This is a genomic window from Chitinophaga sp. (genome assembly GCF_036569185.1).
Taxonomy (GTDB): domain Bacteria; phylum Bacteroidota; class Bacteroidia; order Chitinophagales; family Chitinophagaceae; genus Chitinophaga.
The window spans coordinates 1-19,309 of sequence record NZ_DATCRD010000027.1 but is presented as its reverse complement, the minus strand read 5'-3'; the positions used below and the strand labels follow the sequence as shown (position 1 = coordinate 19,309).

21 protein-coding genes are annotated in these 19,309 nt (G+C 46.9%); 16 read left to right on the top strand and 5 right to left on the bottom strand.

Annotation, left to right across the window (positions count from 1 at the left end; genetic code table 11):
• A partial coding sequence (locus tag VIM72_RS02170; protein WP_332001230.1) for a diadenylate cyclase occupies nucleotides 1-701 on the bottom strand: 701 nt, incomplete at its 3' end.
• A 23-nt stretch (nucleotides 702-724) separates the two neighbouring features.
• Nucleotides 725-1,588 carry a dihydropteroate synthase gene (gene folP, locus VIM72_RS02165; protein WP_332001229.1) on the bottom strand — a complete coding sequence of 288 codons (864 nt, stop codon included), beginning with the start codon at nucleotides 1,586-1,588 and terminating at the stop codon, nucleotides 725-727.
• A gap of 258 nt (nucleotides 1,589-1,846) precedes the next feature.
• Between folP and VIM72_RS02160 the strand changes: the two genes are divergently transcribed.
• The 6 genes from VIM72_RS02160 to VIM72_RS02135 all read left to right on the top strand — a co-directional run bounded on the left by VIM72_RS02160 (nucleotide 1,847) and on the right by VIM72_RS02135 (nucleotide 6,298).
• Nucleotides 1,847-2,929 (top strand): BT_3928 family protein, encoded by a 1,083-nt coding sequence (locus VIM72_RS02160; protein ID WP_332001228.1) that lies wholly within the window; start codon nucleotides 1,847-1,849, stop codon nucleotides 2,927-2,929.
• Nucleotides 2,930-2,937: 8 nt separating this feature from the next.
• Entirely contained in the window at nucleotides 2,938-3,993 is a 1,056-nt protein-coding gene (locus tag VIM72_RS02155) for an ABC transporter permease (protein WP_332001227.1), read from the top strand.
• A 239-nt stretch (nucleotides 3,994-4,232) separates the two neighbouring features.
• On the top strand, nucleotides 4,233-4,748 hold the full coding sequence (locus VIM72_RS02150) for an RNA polymerase sigma factor (protein WP_332001226.1): 516 nt from the start codon (nucleotides 4,233-4,235) through the stop codon (nucleotides 4,746-4,748).
• Complete coding sequence (locus tag VIM72_RS02145) at nucleotides 4,738-5,211, top strand: hypothetical protein (protein ID WP_332001225.1); 474 nt, start codon at nucleotides 4,738-4,740, stop codon at nucleotides 5,209-5,211. Before VIM72_RS02150 ends, VIM72_RS02145 begins: the two co-directional genes overlap by 11 nt.
• A gap of 37 nt (nucleotides 5,212-5,248) precedes the next feature.
• Entirely contained in the window at nucleotides 5,249-5,770 is a 522-nt protein-coding gene (locus VIM72_RS02140) for a DUF4252 domain-containing protein (RefSeq protein ID WP_332001224.1), read from the top strand.
• 18 nt (nucleotides 5,771-5,788) lie between these two features.
• A complete protein-coding gene (locus VIM72_RS02135; protein WP_332001223.1) occupies nucleotides 5,789-6,298 on the top strand; it encodes a DUF4252 domain-containing protein in 510 nt (169 codons plus the stop codon).
• A 7-nt stretch (nucleotides 6,299-6,305) separates the two neighbouring features.
• Here the strand turns inward: VIM72_RS02135 and VIM72_RS02130 are convergent, their stop codons facing one another.
• Nucleotides 6,306-6,593, bottom strand: coding sequence for a DUF721 domain-containing protein (locus tag VIM72_RS02130; protein WP_332001222.1), 288 nt, complete (start codon nucleotides 6,591-6,593; stop codon nucleotides 6,306-6,308).
• Between the two features lie 70 nt (nucleotides 6,594-6,663).
• Entirely contained in the window at nucleotides 6,664-7,743 is a 1,080-nt protein-coding gene (gene recF, locus VIM72_RS02125) for a DNA replication/repair protein RecF (protein ID WP_332001221.1), read from the bottom strand.
• Between the two features lie 228 nt (nucleotides 7,744-7,971).
• On the opposite strand from recF, the gene pdhA reads away from it, so the two are divergent.
• The 7 genes from pdhA (at nucleotide 7,972) to VIM72_RS02090 (ending at nucleotide 13,207) form a co-directional block, all read left to right on the top strand.
• Nucleotides 7,972-8,964, top strand: a complete 993-nt coding sequence (gene pdhA, locus VIM72_RS02120; RefSeq protein WP_332001220.1) for a pyruvate dehydrogenase (acetyl-transferring) E1 component subunit alpha — start codon at nucleotides 7,972-7,974, stop codon at nucleotides 8,962-8,964.
• Nucleotides 8,965-9,085: 121 nt separating this feature from the next.
• Nucleotides 9,086-9,784 (top strand): tetratricopeptide repeat protein, encoded by a 699-nt coding sequence (locus VIM72_RS02115; protein WP_332001219.1) that lies wholly within the window; start codon nucleotides 9,086-9,088, stop codon nucleotides 9,782-9,784.
• Nucleotides 9,785-9,852: 68 nt separating this feature from the next.
• Nucleotides 9,853-10,353 (top strand): 6,7-dimethyl-8-ribityllumazine synthase, encoded by a 501-nt coding sequence (gene ribH, locus VIM72_RS02110; protein ID WP_332001218.1) that lies wholly within the window; start codon nucleotides 9,853-9,855, stop codon nucleotides 10,351-10,353.
• A gap of 23 nt (nucleotides 10,354-10,376) precedes the next feature.
• A complete protein-coding gene (locus tag VIM72_RS02105) occupies nucleotides 10,377-11,096 on the top strand; it encodes a (Fe-S)-binding protein (RefSeq protein ID WP_332001217.1) in 720 nt (239 codons plus the stop codon).
• A gap of 33 nt (nucleotides 11,097-11,129) precedes the next feature.
• Nucleotides 11,130-11,543, top strand: a complete 414-nt coding sequence (locus tag VIM72_RS02100; RefSeq protein ID WP_209857786.1) for an EVE domain-containing protein — start codon at nucleotides 11,130-11,132, stop codon at nucleotides 11,541-11,543.
• Between the two features lie 103 nt (nucleotides 11,544-11,646).
• Complete coding sequence (locus VIM72_RS02095) at nucleotides 11,647-12,519, top strand: DUF4349 domain-containing protein (RefSeq protein ID WP_332001216.1); 873 nt, start codon at nucleotides 11,647-11,649, stop codon at nucleotides 12,517-12,519.
• Nucleotides 12,520-12,529: 10 nt separating this feature from the next.
• Nucleotides 12,530-13,207, top strand: coding sequence for an NAD-dependent deacylase (locus tag VIM72_RS02090; RefSeq protein WP_332001215.1), 678 nt, complete (start codon nucleotides 12,530-12,532; stop codon nucleotides 13,205-13,207).
• Nucleotides 13,208-13,291: 84 nt separating this feature from the next.
• On the opposite strand, the gene VIM72_RS02085 is transcribed toward VIM72_RS02090, so the two are convergent.
• Nucleotides 13,292-14,614: a saccharopine dehydrogenase C-terminal domain-containing protein gene (locus VIM72_RS02085; protein WP_332001214.1), complete on the bottom strand. Its 1,323-nt coding sequence runs from the start codon at nucleotides 14,612-14,614 to the stop codon at nucleotides 13,292-13,294.
• Between the two features lie 421 nt (nucleotides 14,615-15,035).
• Here VIM72_RS02085 and gyrA point away from each other — a divergent pair, with 421 nt between their 5' ends.
• The 3 genes from gyrA (at nucleotide 15,036) to VIM72_RS02070 (ending at nucleotide 19,276) form a co-directional block, all read left to right on the top strand.
• Nucleotides 15,036-17,645: a DNA gyrase subunit A gene (gene gyrA / locus VIM72_RS02080; protein WP_332001213.1), complete on the top strand. Its 2,610-nt coding sequence runs from the start codon at nucleotides 15,036-15,038 to the stop codon at nucleotides 17,643-17,645.
• A 163-nt stretch (nucleotides 17,646-17,808) separates the two neighbouring features.
• A complete protein-coding gene (locus VIM72_RS02075) occupies nucleotides 17,809-19,065 on the top strand; it encodes a hypothetical protein (protein ID WP_332001212.1) in 1,257 nt (418 codons plus the stop codon).
• Nucleotides 19,066-19,081: 16 nt separating this feature from the next.
• A complete protein-coding gene (locus tag VIM72_RS02070; RefSeq protein WP_332001211.1) occupies nucleotides 19,082-19,276 on the top strand; it encodes a hypothetical protein in 195 nt (64 codons plus the stop codon).
• The last annotated feature ends 33 nt before the right edge of the window (nucleotides 19,277-19,309 follow it).

Here is a 19,309-nt window from a genome sequence, read left to right as displayed (position 1 = left end):
GAAACAATGATCGCCATATTATCGCTGTGCTCTGTGATCCCCACCGCCGAGCGGTGACGTAATCCTATACGCGTGGGCAGGTTAGGATTTTCAGATACCGGGAGAATCACTTTAGCCGCCAGGATCTTGTTTCCCACAATGATCAATGCGCCATCATGCAGGGGGCTGTGCTTCTCAAAAATGCTTTCTATCAGCTTCGCGCTCACGTTCCCGTCGATAGGAATACTGGATGCAGAATCGAATTTCACACGATAAGTGGTGGCAATCACGATCAACGCCCCGGTAGAAGTGCTCTGCATCCGGCTCACCGCCACTATCAGTTCATTGATAATATTTTCTTCTTCCTTATAACTCTTAAACTTATCAGGCAGGAACAGTTTGGTCAGAAAGCTGTCTTTGCTCAACGGGGTTTTCTTACCCAATACCAGCAGGAACTTCCTGATCTCCGGCTGGAAAATAATAATGATGGCAATGATACCAACGTTGATAAAGTTTTGCAGGATATTGGTGAGGATAGGCATCTTCAGCGCCCTTACCAGGAAAAAAGCAGCATATACCATTAACAACCCTACGAAAATATTAAACGCAAGACTTCCCCTTAATAAACGGTATAATTGAATGATTAAAAAAATAACAATCAGCAGGTCCAGAAGATCCAGCCATCGAAACTCAACTCCATAAAATTGTATTACTTCCTTCATAATTGTAAAATTGCAAGATTAAATTAGCCATTCATTTTCTTCATGATCCTTACCGCCTCCACAGCGGCTTTTACATCGTGTACCCTTAATATATGCGTACCCTGCTGCAGGGCAATGGTATTCAAAACAGTAGTGCCGTTCAACGCCTGGTCAGGAGTAATGTTCAGCAGTTTATAGATCATCGATTTCCGGGAGATGCCCGTTAACACCGGTACCCCGAGTATATCGCAAAACAGGCGCAGGTTTTTCAGTAAGGTATAGTTATGATCAATTGTTTTTCCAAAACCAAATCCAGGGTCAGCAATAAAATCTTTAATCCCGGCGGCCCGGCAGGCGGCCAGTTTCTGTGCCAGGTAATCGAGCACTTCGGCCACCACGTCTTCATACTGCGGGTTCTGCTGCATCGTGGCGGGTTTACCCTGCATGTGCATTGCAATATACGGCACCTGCAGTTTACCTGCAACCGGGATCATATCCGCATCCATATCTCCCGCGCTTACATCATTAATAATAGCAGCGCCCGCGTGTACGGCCTTCTCTGCTACTGCAGCATACCAGGTATCTACAGAAATAATGGCGGTAGGGTATTTGTTCAGGATGGCATGTATAGCCGGGATCAGCCGGTGCGTCTCTTCTTCCGGGCCCACCATGTCGGCGCCGGGACGCGTGCTCTGTGCGCCCAGATCCAGGATGGCAGCGCCTTCCGCCAGGTGTTGCCCCGCTTTTTCCAGTACCAGGTGCAGCTCATGCATGCGGTTGCCTTCATAAAAAGAATCGGTGGTCACATTTATAATGCCCATTACGGCAGGCGTAGCGAGAGACAATAATTGCCCTCTGCAATTTATTACAGGTGAAGATGTTGTTGCCGGGATATGGTGTGGTTTCATTTAAATGCGTTAAGAAGTTAGCATGCAGGCGCTTCGCTCCTGATTTCTTATATAGTTCCGGCCTTTTACCCGAAATTCTTTATTTTGCCTGCAAATCTAAGAAGGAAAATCAATCATTTCCGAATTTAGGAATTTAGACGTTTAATTTCAGAAATAGATTTGAAGCGCGCCCGCAGGCTTTTTACGCTCATCAATTTCAAGGAAGCTAAATCCTGATTGTTCTTATCTTCACAGATTACTTAACCATTAAACTATTTTATGAAGATTATCCTTAACCTGTTACGTATAATCGTTGGGGTGTTGTTCATTTTTTCCGGTCTGATTAAAGCCAATGATCCGTTGGGGCTCAGCTATAAAATGGACGAGTTTTTCGAGGTGCTGCACCTCACGTTCCTTTCTCCCTGGTCCCTGGCATTTTCCATTGTCATGAATGCCTTCGAAATTATTGCCGGTGTAGCCGTGCTCGTTGGATACCGCATGCGTATCTTCTCCGTGTTACTGCTGCTGCTCATTATATTCTTTACCTTCCTTACAGGCTATGCCCTGTTCAGCGGAACGATCCGTGAATGTGGCTGCTTTGGCGACTGTATCAAGCTCACTGCCGTGGAAACCTTCTGGAAAGACGTGATCCTGCTGGTAATGATCCTGGTGATCTTCTTTTACCGTAACCGCATACAACCGCTGTTCAAAGCAGCAGGAGCGGTGCTGCTGCTCTCCGCTGTATTTGCATTCGGCATTCAGTGGTACACGTTGAAACACCTGCCTTTCTTCGACTGCCTGCCTTATAAAGTGGGCAACAATATCCCTGAAAAAATGAAGCTGCCCCCCGGTGCTACGCCTGATGTGTACGAAATGATATTTATATATGAGAAAGACGGGCAGAAGAAGGAATTTACTGCTGATAACTATCCCTGGTCCGACAGCACCTGGAAGTTTGTAGACCGGAAAGATAAACTGGTGAAAAAAGGCAATGCAGAACCGGCTATCAAAGATTTTATCCTTACCGACCTGGATGGGGTGAACCAAACGGAAGCCATCCTGTCTGAAACCAAACCAGTGTACCTTTTCCTGGTGCTCAATACCAGCAAGGCCGGCAGCGGATGGGATGAAAAAATGAAAGCCCTGCAACAAAAGTGGAAGAACCAGGAAGTAGTTATATATGGAGTAACCGCTTCCACCAAAGAAGAAATTGCTGCCTTCAAACAACAACACGGCCTGGAGTTTCCTTTTGTACAAATGGATGGCGTAGCCATTAAAACCGCCGGCAGAAGCAACCCTGCACTGCTCCTGCTGGACAAAGGCACCATCAAAGGGAAATGGCATTATAATGATATACCATAATCAGCTGTATGCTACGTTTTCTGCTTCGTAAAACCGGGTATGGATTGCTGGTGCTGCTCGGCGTAGTGGTGCTGGTATTCTTCCTGTTCAATGTACTGCCCGGCGATCCCGCCCGGCTTACATTAGGACAACGGGCAGACGTGGCCTCCCTGGAAAACGTGCGCCGGGAACTGCATCTCGACCAGCCGGTGGGGACGCAGTTCCTGTACTACCTGAACGACCTGCTTCCTGTAGGGATCCACACCCAACAGGAAGCCAATGAAAACCTGCGGTATCTAACGGTAGCGCATATATCAAATGATAAACTCCTGGTGCTGAAAGCGCCTTACCTCCGCCGTTCCTACCAGGGCAAAAAACAGGTATGGAATATTTTAATGGAGGCATTGCCCGGCACCCTGCTGCTGGCCGTCGCCGCCATGCTGTTTGCCACCATGGTGGGCATTGCCCTGGGGGTACTGTCCGCCGTAAAGCAAAACACCTGGATGGATACCGGGGCCGTATTTGCCAGTGTAGCCGGTATTTCAGCGCCTTCCTTTTTTGCGGGTATTGTACTGGCTTATCTCTTTGGTTTTGTACTGAGCGACTATACCGGTCTTCATATGTCCGGCAGCCTGTTCGATGTAGATCCTTTCAGGGGCAGGGTACTGAACCTGCGCAACCTGGTGCTGCCAGCCATCACGCTGGGGATCCGCCCATTGGCCATTATTGTGCAGCTCACCCGCAGCGCCATGCTGGACGTACTGCACCAGGACTATATCCGCACTGCCTATGCCAAAGGGCTTTCCAGGCGAACGGTAATATGGCGGCATGCCCTTCCCAATGCGCTCAACCCGGTGATCACCGCCATCACCGGCTGGTTTGCTGAACTGCTGGCCGGCGCCTTCTTCGTGGAATACATTTTTGGCTGGAAAGGCATCGGCAAAGTAACTGTGGATGCGCTGGATAAATTCGATTTCCCCGTGGTAATGGGAGCCATCCTGGTCACCGCCGGCCTCTTCGTGATCGTTAACCTCCTGGCCGACCTCCTCTATACGCTGATCGATCCGCGGATCAAGCTCGAATAGAGCGGATTTTGTCTTGGAACACTGATTACGCTGATTTTGATGATTACTTTGATTTTATTTTTTAAAATCGAATAATAATGGGAGGTAAATAATATTATCTCCCCGGCTATTAAAAAATATCAATGTAATCATCAAAATCAGCGTAATCAGTGTTCCAAGACAAAATCCGCAAAAAAATATCATCATCTTTGTAACATCTCCGATTTACAGTCGTCTTCTTTCAAAACGCACTATTCTGCATGTCATTAGATAGATTCCTTACCGAGGTAGTTCCAGTCAGGCAAAAGCTTTACCGCTTTGCCTTCCGCCTGCTGGGCAACGAGGAAGACGCGCAGGATATCATCCAGGATGCCCTCATGAAGGTATGGGGTATGCAGGAAAAGATGGCGGAGCTTCAGAATATGGAGGCATGGTGCATGCGTATTACCCGCAACCTGGCCCTGGATAAGATCAAATCCAGGAAATACCGGGTGGCCGATGAACTGGACAGGGCAGGAGAGTTGCCGGCGGTACACCAGCAAAACCCGCATGCAGTAACAGAACAGAACGATGTCATGGAAAAAGTGCATGTGGCCATCAACGCCCTGCCGGAAAAATACCGCACTATTCTTCAGCTGAGGGATATCGACGGGCATTCCTACCAGGAGATCGCCGACATACTTGATATAGACATGAACGACGTTAAAGTGAATTTGCACCGCGCCCGTAAAACGGTACGCGAAAAACTACAAAACCTGCAGGTATATGGATTATAAGCACATCACTGTATTGGTGGAAAAGTACTGGGAAGGAGAAACTTCCCTCGAAGAGGAGGCAATATTGCGTGATTTTTTCAGCACACCACATGCCGGCCTGCCGGAAGACCTGCAGGAGGCAGCTCCCTTGTTCGGCTACTTTCATCGGGAAGCGGAAAAAGTATGGGAAGCGCCCCCGGTAAAAATTGTGAGGCTGTCGCCCTGGAGGCACTGGATGAAATATGCGGCAGTGGTCATGGTAGCGATAGGCATCGGTTACGCGCTTAAACAGCAGCACCAGCGGGAACAACAGGTGCTGATAACTTTGCGGCAGCAGGAAATGAACGATCCGCAGAAAGCGCTGGATGAAACGAAGAAGGCTTTGCAGCTGCTGGCTAAAAATCTTCATAAAGGTACCTCGAAAATGCAGCAGCTCTCTTATTTCAGCGAAGCCACTGCCGTAGTGGAAGGAAAAGAAGATTAACAACGGCCATTTTAAAACCTGATATAAATTTAGAAAGATGAAACGATTCTTGTTATTACTAGTGGCGGTCTTTGCCAGTTTTCACCTCTTTGCCCAACAGGGAAGCCTGATAGAACGCTTCTTCCAGAAGTATGAGAACGACCGCAGCTTCACAGTGATCACCATCACACCAAAGATGTTCAGCATGTTCGCCAAACTGGACCCCGGCGACGCCGATGCCAAAAACATGATGAAGGTGATCCAGAAACTGAAGGGGCTCCGCATCCTTACCAAAGAAACCACGAAAGACGGTCCCCGGTTGTACAGGGAAGCTGCCGCCTTTATTGGCAACGACTTTGAAGAACTGATGACCGTGCGCGACAAAGACAGCGACGTAAAATTCCTTGTGAAGGAAGACACCAAAGGCAATATCAATGAACTGGTAATGCTGGTAGGCGCCTCCGATCAGTTCCTCGCCATGAGCCTGGTGGGCAATATGGATCTCAATGAAATATCACAGATCGCCAATGGCGTTAATATCCAGGGAATGGATAAACTAAAAAACGTGAAAAAGAAATAACGCTTTAAAACTACTCCCATGAAATCATTGCTCATTGCCGCAGGTTGTATGTTCTTATCTGCTACCGCTGTAAAGGCCCAGGACAAATGCCTGCGCGAATTCCGTAACAAATACAAAGGAAGCGCTGAAGTACACACTGTAAGCCTGGGTAAATTTGCGCTCAAGCTGGGAAGCCTGTGCCTGTCGTTCGACAATGAAGACGTCGATGCAAAAGTGATGGGGCATGCGCTCAAAGGCATACAGAAGGTGAAGGTATACACCATCTCCAATACGAAAGGCGGTACTGTTAGTTATGATGATATCGCCGACCTGAAAAGCAACCTGCAACGGAACGAAAATTTCGACCTGTTAATGGAAGCGAGGGAAAACGGAAGCCGGGTACATATACTCAACAAGGGGAAAGACGATGAACTCGGTAATGTAGTAATGCTGGTACAGGAAGAAAACGAATTCGTGATCGTCAACCTGCATACTACCCTGAAAATAGCTGATATCAACCACCTTATCCGGCAGTTTGCTTCCAACTGATCACTGCCTACCGGATCATCACTTCCTTTACGATGCTCTCTCCGAGCATTTCATTCACCAGCTTGATGATCTTGTCTTTCGAATAAGTTAATTCCTGTTTTAACGGCGCTACCGTAGTTGTAACGATCAGTTTATGATCTATCAGCTGGATGCTCTGTGTGTAGCGGGCAATGGTTTTGCCCATCAGTTTCTCCCAGTTTTCCTGGATGCGCACCTCCGTGAGACGGGGTTTCATCCTGCTCTTATTCATAAATTCCCGGAGGGCATCTCCTATACTGGTAGTTCCATGACGCATGGTGCGAAGCTAGTGATTTTTTGTTGGTATGTAGCTTTCAGCAACGCATTTTGTTGCCGGAAGCTATATGCTATATGGCAATGAGCTGAATATTTTCTCCCGTGCCTGCAAAGGCCTGCTGCAGCCGTTCTGCGTGGGTATCCGTAATAAATACCTGGCCGTAGTTATCGCTGGCCACCAATGCAATGAGGCGGCTTACCCTTTCCTGGTCCAGCTTTTCAAATATATCATCCAGCAGGAGCAGGGGCGGGAATTTTTTATGTTGACGGATCACTTCAAACTGCGCCAGCTTCAGGGCAAACAGGAAACTTTTGCGTTGCCCCTGCGAAGCGCTGCTTTTCATGGGATGATCATTCAGCAGGAAAAGGAGATCATCCCTGTGAATGCCAGTGGTAGTGCGCTGCAGCTGCATATCGCGGTATCTTGCCTGGTTTAGCTGCTGTGCATAATCCTCCTCCTGCAGGGTGCACTGGTATTGAATATTCACTACTTCATGGGTGCCGGCAATATAATCGTACAGGCGCTGTACCTGGGGAATAAACGTTTCCAGGAAGGCTTTCCGGGTTTCGTATACCGGTACGCCGTGCATCACCAATTGCAGGTCAAATACATCAAGGAGACTATCCTGGTTTTGCCCGGTTGCCGCCATATTTTTCAGGAGGCTGTTGCGTTGTAACAGTATTTTCTGGTAGATGATCAGGTGATCGAGGTACTCAGGGTAGAGCTGGGAGAGAAGGCTATCCAGCCATTTGCGTCTTTCCTCGCTGCCGCCGAGAATGATGTCCGCATCATCAGGAGCGATCATTACGGCGGGAAACTGCCCGATATGACGGGAGAACCGGTCGTACCGCTCCTCGTTCAGGCTCACTTCCTTGCGGCCGTCTTTGAGGGTGCATACGATCTTTTCTTCCTGGTTATTTTTTTCCAGGTAGCCTTCCAGCCGGAAGCCATTTGTCTGGTAGCGGACGTTTTGGTGATCGCTGCTGGTAAAATAGCTACGGGTGAAGCAAAGGTAATAGATAGCGTCCAGCAGGTTGGTTTTACCTGCACCGTTGCGGCCGGTAATACCAACCACCCGGCGCCCGAAGGAAAAGGAGGCCTGGTGATAGTTTTTAAACTGTACGAGTGATATCTTATTTATATAAAGCAAAGAAAAAAATTATTCGTAATTAATAATATGCGAAAAATATCAATTGTATAAATGATAAAAATCCGCTCTAATGGGAACTTCCCTGTGATCAGGCTGCAATTAAATGCAAAACTGTTTGAAATTGATGAAATTGCATAATTTAATGGGAATTAGAATTGATATTTATATTTTACGATTTTCCTGTTATATTTGCGAACAAATTTAGAAAGAGTGCAAACTAAAACAGACGTGAAGACGAAATTCACCAAAGAGACATATCTGTACTGGTATGAATTGATGCTTTTGCTGCGCCGCTTTGAAGAAAAGACAGGCCAATTGTACGGGATGCAAAAAATCCGTGGCTTTTGTCATTTGTACATAGGACAGGAAGCAATTGCTGCTGGTGCGATGACAGCTACCAAGCCGGAAGATAAATTCATCACGGCCTACCGTGATCATGCACTGGCAATTGCGAAAGGGATTTCCGCTAAAGCTTGTATGGCAGAACTGTATGGTAAAGCAACCGGTTGTTCGAAAGGAAAGGGAGGCAGTATGCACTTTTTCTCCAAGGAACATGGCTTCTTCGGCGGCCACGGTATTGTTGGAGCCCAGATAGGCACCGGCGCCGGCCTTGCGCTTGCAGAGCAGTACAGGGGAACAGACAATGTAGTGTTGTGTTTCTTCGGTGATGGCGCTGCCCGCCAGGGTATTCTCCATGAAACCTTTAACATGGCCATGACCTGGAAGCTCCCGGTAATTTTTATTTGTGAGAACAACATGTACGCAATGGGTACTTCTGTAGAACGTACCTCTAACGTACTGGATATCTATAAACTGGCGGATGCTTATGAAATGCCGGCCGATTCTATCGATGGTATGAGCTGTGAAGCGGTGCACGATGGTATTGAAAGAGCGGTAAAACGCGCCCGTGAAAAAGGCGGTCCAACCCTCCTGGAGATCAAAACATACCGCTACCGTGGCCACTCCATGAGCGACCCGGCCAAATACCGCACCAAAGAAGAGCTCGAAGAATACAAGGAAAAAGATCCTATCAACGAAGTACTGAGAGTTATTCAGAAAAATAAATGGGCTACCGAAGCAGAAATTGAAGCGATCAACGAAAGAGTGAAAACAGAAGTGGAAGAGTGCGTAACATTCGCAGAAGAATCTCCGTGGCCAAGCGATGATGAATTACTGAAAGACGTTTACGTTCAGGAAGATTATCCATTCATCGTTGATTAATGTATTTAGCTAACTGCCTTAAGCCTTTAGTAAATGTAGCCAAAGCTGCATCTGCTAAAGGCTTAAAGCCTAAAGCTAAACCCTATATTTAATAACCAAGCAATCACAATTACACCTTACAATGGCAGAAACTAAAGATAAAGCCGCCGTGCCTCAACCTGCAAAAGATTTTGACCTGGAAGCATCCATGCACAAGGCAGAGGATTTCTTCTATAAAAACAAAAACGTTATTACTATAGCTGTACTGGCCGTAGTAGTAGTGGTGGGCGGTTTCTTCGCCTATAACCGTTTTGTAAAACAGCCGAATGAAAACAAAGCACAGGAAATGATCTTCCATGCCCAGAACTACTTCGCGGTAGATTCATTCAAACTGGCCCTGAACGGTGATGGTAACAACTACGGTTTTCTCCAGGTGGTAAACAAATACGGCAGCACCAAAGCCGGCAATCTGGCCAAATACAGCGCCGGTGTTTGTTATATCCGTTTGGGCGAATACCAGAAAGGTATCGACATGCTGAAATCTTTCAGTTCTACCGACCTCCTGCTGCAACCCACTGCCTACGGTTTGATCGGCGACGCTTACATGGAGCTGAACAAAGCGGATGAAGGTATTGAGTCTTACAAAAAAGCAGGGCACTATAACGATAATGAACTGACTGCCCCTGTATACTTATTCCGTGCAGGCCAGGCCCTGGAAAGAGCAGGCAAAGCACAGGAAGCTGTGGCTATCTACAAAGAGATCAAAGAGAAATTTCCAACGACTAACGAAGGTCGTGAAATGGACAAATACCTGGCAAGACTGGGAGAAGTAAAGAACTAGCTGGTAGCCGTTAGCTGCTGGCGGTAAGCCGGCGGCTAACGGCCAACAGCATAAAGCTATAGAATAATATGTCCGAGCACAATAAGAGCTTATTAAATGACGCTGGCATTCTCAACCTGGAGGATGCCAGTGTTGTTATGGTGTATACCGAATGGAACGACGCCATCGTGAACGAACTGGTAAACGGCTGCGAAAAAGCCCTCACACAGTATAATGTCAGCAAATCAGAAAAAATAATTGTACCAGGCGCATTCGAATTACCCTATGCCTGTAAACAGTACTGGGAAACCACCAGAGGCACCGGTAAACAGCCTGGCGCTATTATTGCTTTCGGTTGCGTGATCCGGGGCGAAACACCTCATTTCGATTATGTGTGTAAAGCCGTAACAGAAGGTATCCTTCAACTGAACCTTCAGTTACCCGTTCCTGTTATATTTGGAATTCTGACGGTAGATAATGAACAGCAGGCGCTCGACAGGTTGGGCGGAGCCCACGGCCATAAAGGAGAAGAAGCTGCTATTACTGCACTGAAGATGATCGCATTGCAAAGAAAGTTAGCTAAAAGCTAAGGCTAACGCTAAAAGCTATAGAGATGAACGTACAGTTATTTATACCGTGTTTTGTAGATCAGCTGTTTCCCGAAACCGCCTTTAATATGGTAAAGGTGCTCGAGAAACTTGGATGTAATGTAATGTATAACGCGGAGCAAACCTGTTGTGGTCAGCCGGCCTATAATGCCGGATACCAGGACGAATGCCGTACCGTGGCCACCAAATTTGTAAAGGATTTCAAAACTTTCGACTACATTGTTGCTCCCAGCGGTTCCTGTACTGGTTTTGTGAGAAACTACTATGGCAAATTATTTGATAATTCCGCAGCGCATAATGATGTAAAACTGCTGAAGAAAAACCTCTACGAGTTTACCGAATTCCTCACAGACGTATTGCATGTAACAGACCTGGGCGCTACCCTCAACGGGGTAGGCACCTATCACGACGCCTGCGGCGCATTGCGGGAATGCCATATCAAGGAAGGCCCCCGCAAACTGCTGGAAAAAGTAAAGGGACTGGAGCTGAAAGAAATGAACGACTGTGAAGTTTGCTGTGGCTTTGGCGGCACCTTCTCTGTGAAGTTCGAGCCCATCTCCATGGGAATGGGCGAGCAAAAAGTAAACAATGCCGTTAACAGCGGAGCCGATTACCTGATCTCTACCGATCTTTCCTGCCTGATGCACCTGGATGGCTATATCCGTAAGCACGGTACCAATATTAAGGTGATGCACATTGCGGATGTATTGGCCAGCGGCTGGTAATCTTACTACCTGATCACGAAAATTAAATGCAATATGAACTATTGGTTGGTGAAATCTGAGCCATTTAAATATTCCTGGGACCAGTTTGTAAAAGACAAGATCACTTTCTGGGATGGCGTGCGCAACTACCAGGCGCGCAACAATCTCCGGGGAATGAAGAAGGGCGACCAGGTACTGTTTTACCACAGCAATGAAGGCATGGAAATAGTAGGCCTGGCTACCGTGGCCAAAGAGGCCTACCAGGACCCTACCACGCCGGATCCTAACTGGGTGGTGGTAGATCTTAAACCATTAAAGCCGTTTAAGAAACCCGTTACCCTGGTACAGATGAAAGCTGAAAAAAGACTGGCCAACCTGTCGCTGATCCGCCAGGGACGCTTATCCGTATGTGATGTAAAGCCGGAAGAATTTGAAGCGATCATGGAAATGGGAGGAATGAAAAAGTAAGTTTTAAAGAGATAGAAATGCGAAGGTTATCTTTCTTTGGAAGATAACCTTCGTTGTTTATGGAATTTCAAAAAATTATTCATCATAGGAGAAATTCCAGCTCATGAAACATTCATTCATATTTGCCCTGTGCGCGGCCACTGCGCTTTTACCCGCTTGCCGCAATCATAACAGTAACAGCACACCTGCCTCGCAGGAAATTAAAATGGAGGAAGTGGCCGCAGCGCCGGTAACTGCCGAAGATGCGCTGGCTTCCTCTGAAAGCGAAGCCGCTCAGGGGCCTGCGTTACCCATCTCCCAGAAAATTATTAAAAACGCCGTGCTTCGTTTTTCCACCTCCGATTTCGAATCCTGTAAAAAACGTATAGCCGATACTGTTAAAAAATACGGTGGCTATATTGCCAGTGAAAAGCAGGAGAATACCAGTATGCAGTGGCGGAATGAAGTGTCCATAAAAGTGCCGGCCGCCGCTTTTGAGCAATGCGTGGAAAGCCTTACCAGCGGAGCTTCCAGGATAGATGAAAAAAGTATCACGGCTTCCGATGTTACCGAAGAATATGTGGATCTTGATGCCCGTATGAAGGCGCGCCAGGCCGTAGAACAGCGTTATGTACAGATATTGCAGCAGGCAAAGAATGTGAAGGAGATACTGGAAGTGGAAGCCCAGCTGAAAAGCATCCGTGAAGAGATTGAATCAGCAAAGGGCCGTTTGCAGTACATGGATCATCATGTGGCTTACAGCAATATCAGTCTTGAGTATTACCAGACCTTTGCCAACTCCGATCCGCAATCACCGGGTTTCCTGCAGCGCTCGTGGTTGTCGTTCAAAGACGGATGGAACGGGCTCTTATCTTTTGCACTGGGCATCTTCAGCGCATGGCCCGTGATTGTTGGTATTGTTTTTATTTTTATTTTTATAAAGAGAGGAATAAGGAGATGGAAATCCCGGAAAACCCCGGCTAACGTAAACCAATAAACGAAATTACATGAAACCAAGACTGGTGGTGCTGACCGGAGCCGGCATCAGCGCTGAAAGCGGCCTCCGGACATTCAGGGACACGGATGGATTATGGGAAGGCTACGATGTATATGAAGTGGCTTCCCCTCAAGGCTGGCAAAAGAATCCCGCCCTGGTGCAGGACTTTTACAACGGGCGGCGACAGGATGTGAAAGCGGCGCTTCCAAATGCAGCCCATACGGGCCTGGCAAAGCTTGAAGAAAAGTATGAGGTACGGATCATTACACAAAATATCGATGACCTTCATGAAAGGGGAGGATCCACACAGGTGCTGCACCTGCACGGGGAGATCTTTAAGATGCGCAGTGTAAATAACGAGGAACTGATCTATGAGATCCGCGATGATATTAAAATGGGCGACCTGGCAGAAGATGGCGGGCAGCTGCGTCCGCACATTGTTTGGTTTGGCGAGGCCGTACCAATGATTGAAAAAGCGGCGAGAGAGGTATGGGAGGCAGATATATTTGTAGTAGTGGGCACCTCTTTGCAGGTGTACCCTGCCGCCAGCCTGCTGCAGTATGTAAGGCCCGATGTGCCGGTGTATATCATCGACAGGAAGATTCCCGAAGTAGGTAAGGCCGACAATCTGTACCTCATTGAAAAGCCTGCTACAGAAGGCGTACAGGAGTTATTAAGCATCTTATAAAAATAAAAACCTCCCCGTTCCAGGGGAGGTATCACAAGTCCTTGTGCCCGATTAGAGTCCATCATAGGAAAAAAATAACTTTGCTTATTCAAAGCTTTCTTCAAATCTGATATCGTACTCTTCTAATTCTTTTAGAACGGGGTTATATACTTCCGGCATTACCGGTATCTGAAGTCCTGTTAATGTTATCTTGTCCTGGAGAATCATTTTGGCCATAATACCCAGTGGGAGCCCTACTGTTTTTGCCATCGCTGTGTGTATGTTGTCTTCCCCCTGAACAATCATGTAACTGTGCATCCTGGTGGCCATGCTGCGGCGTTCAAACTCAATTTCATGCATCATTATGATCATGTCCTTGTCGGCAGGTTCCATTTTCAGTTTGTTCTCCACCAGGAACTGGAGCACGCCTGCATTGGTTTGTTCTCCTAAATTTATAACTTCTGTGCTTAATAATCCAAGGAATTTTAACTGGCGGATCACTTTTGACTTGGTGCTAACGCCCAGGAACTGGGCTATATTCTCTTCAGGGGTGCCTGTTCCATCTTTAACGGCCCGGGATGCCCATTCCGTATACGTTAGGTTATCTGTGGCAATCTTATGACGATCATCTGTCAGGCCCAGCTTTATCAGGGCGTTCCAGCCCTCGCAAAAGTCGGGGAAGCGGAGGGTGGCGCGCATAAAGGTGGCCAGGTCTTCCAGCTTGTAAGCCTGCATATAACCCAGGGAATCGCGGTTAGGGTAGAAGGCCAGTTTACCGAGGCCTGGCACCTGTATGGTTTTGGAATGGTCAAAAAGCTGTTCATGAGTAAGCTCCTTCACTTTGCCTTTTTCCTTGTAGGTAGCGCCTGAAATGCCTGCCATTACGATGTTCCGGGCATTCCAGGATACTTTGTACTGCCAGGGGTTATCATTGCTGTCGGGGGAGATAAGGCCACCGCAATATGATTTAAAGGAGAAGATCTGTCCGCCTTTCTTTTCAATGGAATGAATGAGCTTCATGGCCGACATATGGTCTATACCGGGATCGAGGCCCATTTCATACATAAACAGCAGGCCTGCTTTTTCAATTTCCGGTTGCAGTTGTTTTACTTCATCGTCAATATAGGAAGCGGTGAGCAGGTGTTTCTTTTCCGCCAGGCAGTCCTTTGCCACCAGGATGTGGAGAGTAGCAGGCAATAGGGAAATAACCAGGTCGGTATCCCTGATCAGTTGTTGTCTGGCCGCATTGTCTTTGATATCCAGTGCAACGGGGGTAGCGTAATATGATTTTCCTGTTTTGGATTTAATAAGCGAAAGGTCGTGGTCCGCTACTGTGAGATGCCATTTTTGCCTCGGTGCATTTGCCAACAGGTAATCGATCAGGCTCGTGGCCGATTTACCGGCTCCAAACAACAGTATGTTCTTCATAGTCTTCTTTAGAAAAGTGATTAAGAATCAGGGGAATAACAGCACTTTTTACACTTATGTTCGAATTTTCAGGCAAATTCGGATTTGTTCTTATTATATATATGTTTTCCGTTGATTCGATCTATTGATTATCAGCCCCTTAGAAACAAATACTTTGCCAATATTTATTTTCTAATATATTAATGGGTCTTAACATATAGCGGATAACTCAAAACGGGTTATAGGTTTATAACACAAAAGCCATATAAATGGTTGTCATTCATTGTTTAAATCAATCATATATCCATATCGCAATATAATCGTTAATCCCTATGGTGTTTTTTATTCACATTCTTTGATTTTTAGGCCGGAATAAGGGCTGAAATGGCTATATTTGCCTTTATCTGTTTTACGCAGAAAAAACTGTAAATCAACACACAAAATGACAGAGCATACGGAAAATCATCAGGAAGGGAGAATTGTCCAGATAAATATCGAGGAGCAAATGAAAACGGCCTATATAGATTATTCTATGTCCGTGATCGTGGGCCGTGCCCTGCCCGATGTGAGAGATGGTCTTAAACCTGTGCACCGCCGTGTTTTATTCGGTATGAATGAACTTGGCAATCACAGTAACAAGGCCTACAAGAAATCAGCCCGTATTGTGGGTGAGGTAATGGGTAAGTATCACCCGCATGGCGATGCTTCTATTTACGACACCATTGTACGTCTGGCACAGCCCTGGAGCATGCGTTATCCCATGGTGGATGGTCAGGGTAACTTCGGTTCGGTAGATGGCGATATGCCGGCTGCCATGCGTTACACGGAGATCCGCCTGCAGAAAATTGCAGAAGCCATGCTGGAAGACATCGAGAAAGAAACGGTAGATTTTACCAACAACTTCGATGACACCCTGGAAGAGCCTACGGTATTGCCTACCCGCATTCCCAACCTGTTGGTGAATGGCGCGTCCGGTATCGCCGTTGGTATGGCCACCAACATTATGCCTCACAACCTCAGCGAGGTGGTGGACGGCGCAGTGGCGTATATTGAAAACAAAGACATCTCTGTAGAAGAGCTGATCAAACATATCAAAGCGCCCGATTTCCCTACAGGAGGCGTTATATATGGTTTTGAAGGCGTTAAGCAAGGCTTTGAAACCGGCAGGGGCAGGGTAGTGGTAAGAGGTAAAATCACTTCCGAAACTGCCAAGAATGGCCGCGAAAAACTGGTGATCTATGAACTGCCATACCAGATCAACAAGGCGGTACTGCACCAGAAAATTGCGCAGCTGGTAAACGATAAGATCATTGAAGGCATTTCCGATGTACGCGATGAGAGCGACCGTGAAGGTATGCGCCTGGTAATTGATCTCAAAAGGGAAGCTATCTCCAATGTAATCATCAACCAGTTATTTAAATACTCCGAACTGCAAACATCTTATGGTATCAACAACGTGGCCCTGGTAAAAGGACGTCCGCGTATCCTGAACCTGAAAGATATGATTGCGGAATTCATCGACTTCCGTCATGAAGTAGTGGTGAGAAGAACCCGCTTCGACCTGCGCAAGGCAGAAGAGAAAGCGCATATCCTCGCCGGTTACCTGATTGCGCTGGATCACCTGGACCAGGTGATTGCGCTGATCCGTGCCGCTGCTACTCCTGAAGTGGCGAAAGAAGGACTGATGAACGAATTCGGGTTGTCTGAAATACAGGCAAAAGCTATACTGGAACTGCGTTTACAACGTCTTACCGGTATGGAGCGCGATAAGATCCGCGCTGAATACGACGACATCATGAAGCTGATCGCTTACCTGAAAGATGTACTGGCGGATGAATCTTTGCGTATGAAGATCATTAAGGAAGAACTGGAGGAAGTGAAAAAGAAATTCGGCGACGAACGTAAAACAGAGATCCAGTACCTGGCCAGTGAAATGAGGATTGAAGATATTATCGCAGAAGAAGATGTGGTGATCACCATTTCACACCTGGGATATATCAAGCGTACTTCGGCTTACGACTACCGCCAGCAGAAACGCGGAGGCCGTGGCGCTATTGGTGGCAAAACCCGCGACGAGGATTATATCGAGCACCTGTTCGTAGCCTCTACCCACCATACCATGCTGTTTTTCACAGAGAAAGGCCGCTGCTACTGGCTCAAGGTCTATGAAATCCCGGACGGCGAAAAAAGCGGTAAGGGACGCGCTATCCAGAACATGGTCCAGTTGCCGGCCGATGATAAGATCCGCGCTATCATTGACATTAAAGACCTGAACGATAAAGATTTTATCAATAACCATTATATTGTACTCTGTACCAAGAAGGGCATTATCAAGAAAACGCTGGTGGAAGAATTCTCCCGTCCGCGTCAGAACGGTGTAAACGCTATCACTATCAATGAAGGCGACCAGCTGCTGGAAGCCAAACTGACCACCGGCGACAGCCAGATCATGATGGCCATCCAGAGCGGACGCGCCATCAGGTTCCCTGAAGTTACGGTTCGGGATACCGGTCGCGGCGCCATTGGTGTAAGGGGAATTGAGGTAGACAGCGACAAAGATGAGGTGGTTGGTATGGTTTGTGTTAATAAAGAAGACGATCAGAAAACCATCCTGGTGGTATCTGAAAAAGGATTCGGTAAACGTACCAACATTGAGGAATACCGTATTACCAACCGTGGCGGTAAAGGGGTGAAAACCATTAACATTACGGAGAAAACCGGTAGCCTCATTGCGATCCTCGATGTAACGGAGAAGCATGACCTGATGATCACCTGTAAGTCTGGTATCACCATCCGCATGGCCGTTGCAGATATCCGCGAAGCCGGCCGCGCCACACAGGGGGTACGCCTGATCCGCCTGGACAACAACGACGAAATTGCCGCTGTAGCAAGACTCGATGAACAGGAAGCAGAAGAAGCCATCAACGGGGAAGAAGGCGCCGAAGGTAGCGAAACAACCGCTGTAGCAGGCGAAGAAACACCTGAAGCAGGTGAAAATGACAACACACCGGAAGAAACCGACGGTGAAGCTACTGAGGCAACAGAAGAATAAGTCATCTTTTTTATAGCCGGTAACAAGCCCTTAACCAGGTCTGTTACCGGTTTCTGATAAAAAAATACGGCCAGCTTTTAGTGGTAACTCCGCTGCTGGTTGTATTATTATTTATTGGAGCACCATACTCTTATTGTAATCAGCAACTAAAAAAAACAAAAGCATGAAAAAATTATTGGTATCTCTTCTCTTTTGCACGGCCGGTGTATCGGTTATGGCACAACGGGCAAAAGTTAGCAGTGCGGATGAGAACCTGAAGAAGCAAGACCTGGAAAAAGCCAAAGCGGATATTGACGCAGCATTACAGAACGATAAGACCAAAAACGACGCTAAAACATGGCTGGTAGATGGTAAGATCCTGGAAGCTATGGGCACCAAGCAGAAAAGTGCGGCACTCGCACAGGAAGCTTTTGCAGCCTTCAAAAAAGCGTTGGAAATAGATCCTAAAATGAAAGAAGCGGTACTGGAAATGAACCAGCCTTTGTTCAACGTTTATGCTACGATCGCCAACGCCGGTTATGCTAACCTGAATGAACAGAAATGGGACTCCTCCCTGTACAACTTTAAACAGGCCTTTGAAGTAGCTGACTTCTATAACAGTAAAAACCTCGGTGGCTCTATTCCTACAGATACTGCCCTCACTTTCTACGTTGGTTATGCAGCCAACCAGGCCGGTAAAAAAGACGACGCTTTCACCTACCTGAAGAAAGCAGCAGACCTGCAGTTCAAAGGCGAGCCGGCACTGTACGTAATCCTGGGCCAGCTGTATGAAGAAAAAGGCGACCAGGCCAACTGGCTGAAAACCATCGAGCAGGCTAAAGTATTATTCCCTAAGGATAAACGCTTTAACGATATGGAAATGGCTTTCTACAGCAAAACAGGTAAAACCAATGAATTACTGGGTATGCTGGAAAAGAAAATCGCCGACAATCCAAACGACGAAGCAGCTGTACTGGATTACGCTATCCGCGTAGATAACCTGGCTAATCCCCGCGATGAAAAAGGTGGCGATGCACCTAAACCGGCTAACTACGAAGAACTGATCGGTAAAGCAGAAGCGGCTTACAAAAAAGCCATCGAAATGAACCCTGCTGATGCAACCGCTAACTTCCAGCTGGGCGCACTGTACTTCAACCGCGCTGTTGTTTTCAATAAAGAGCTTAATAGCCTCGACAGCAAACAACAAACTTCTCCAAAAGCCAAAGAATTACAGGGTAAAGTAGAAGGTCTGATGGGCCAGGCATTGCCTTTCTTCGAGAAAGCTGATGAAGGCTTTACCGCCAAAGCCAGCAGCCTCGATGCAAGCGACAAACAAACTTACGAAAGCTGCCTCTATGCACTGCAGAAGATCTACGCGATCAAAAACAATACTGCAAAAGTAGAAGAAGTGAAAAAGAAACTGGACGGTTTACAGAAATAGTAACCGCACGGATGATATGCAAAAAGGCCCGCCTTATGGCGGGCTTTTTTTATGCGTGCTGATCGCCTTCGGCGATGAAATTGTCTTGGAGCATGATTATGATGATTATAATGATTACCTGGATTTGATCATTCCTGATTTTAAAAGTTTCAGGGAGATAAAAGCGGATCGCTTAAGTCTCCCCAAATCCTTTATAAATCCAAAAAAATAAACTCAGGGTAATCATTATAATCATCATAATCCT